2 protein-coding genes are annotated in these 1,045 nt (G+C 54.0%); both read left to right on the plus strand.

What is annotated here, in order from left to right:
• A partial coding sequence (locus C1I89_RS31015; RefSeq protein WP_258231558.1) for a transposase occupies positions 1 to 267 on the plus strand: 267 nt, incomplete at its 5' end.
• Between the two features lie 451 nt (positions 268 to 718).
• Positions 719 to 1,045, plus strand: a 327-nt coding sequence (locus C1I89_RS31020; RefSeq protein ID WP_102776100.1) for a porin, incomplete at its 3' end; no start/stop codon positions are given.

The following is a 1,045-nucleotide window of genomic DNA, read 5'->3' on the forward strand; positions in this document are numbered from 1 at the left end:
GACGTAACCTGGCACATTGCCATGCGCCCCGGCAAACGGCGCGCCTTGGGTAACAGCGCAATTGATCGTTTGACGCAAAACATTGAGCGGGCCAAATCCAGTCTTCGAGCCAAGGTTGAGCATCCGTTTCGTGTCATCAAATGCCAATTCGGGTTTCGTAAAGTCAGATTCCGTGGACTGGCCAAGAACACTGCGCATTTGAAAATGTTGTTTACGCTGTCCAATATCTGGATGGCACGCCGCCCGTTGACGGCGGTGGCAGGGTAAGTGCGCCCAAAAAGCGCCAACAGGCCCGAAAACGGGCCTGATCGGGGTGCAAACAACCCGAAAGTGGCGATGATTTGAGCAGTTTTTAACCATTTTTGAATACTTTGGTCATGAGGTCGATTTTTGGATGTTTGAAATCGAGTTCTTCAGACCTTCCCTTTATGTATCTAGGACTTATCCGGTCAAAACCCACGTATCGGCGCCCGATATTCCTGAACTGTTGTTCATATGCAATAAACCGTAGGTATTTCAATGTGTAGGAAGTAACTAAATCTACACATTTAAGGGGACAGTCAGGGAGGATTAACCCTAATTCGGCCCTATTTAGCACATCCTGAACGATTACGTAATATCCGGTTTCATTGAATCCCGCCGGCTTGCCTAAGGTTAGGGCTGGTCTGTCTTCACCGCATTGGAGGCAGGTGACTCAAGCCATAGAACGGGATGTGATATGAAACTAACAAGAACTTTGCTCGCTGGCGCCATTCTGGCCGGCATGGCAGGCGCCGCACACGCCGAAACCTCGGTCACGCTGTACGGCGTCGTCGACTTGGGCCTGACCTACCAACGCGGCAAAGTCGGCACCACCGACTCCAACCGGGGCCTGTACGGCGGCGACTATCGTTCCCGCATCGGCATGTCCGACGGCATCCAGAACAATGGCTCGCGCTGGGGCCTGCGCGGCGTCGAAGACCTGGGCGACGGCCTGTCGGCGGTCTTCACGCTGGAAAGCGGCTTTACCGCCAACAACGGCAACCGTTCGCAAGGCGGCCGCATG

Origin of the sequence: Achromobacter pulmonis, assembly GCF_002885955.2 — a bacterium.
Taxonomy (GTDB): Bacteria; Pseudomonadota; Gammaproteobacteria; order Burkholderiales; family Burkholderiaceae_B; genus Achromobacter; species Achromobacter pulmonis_A.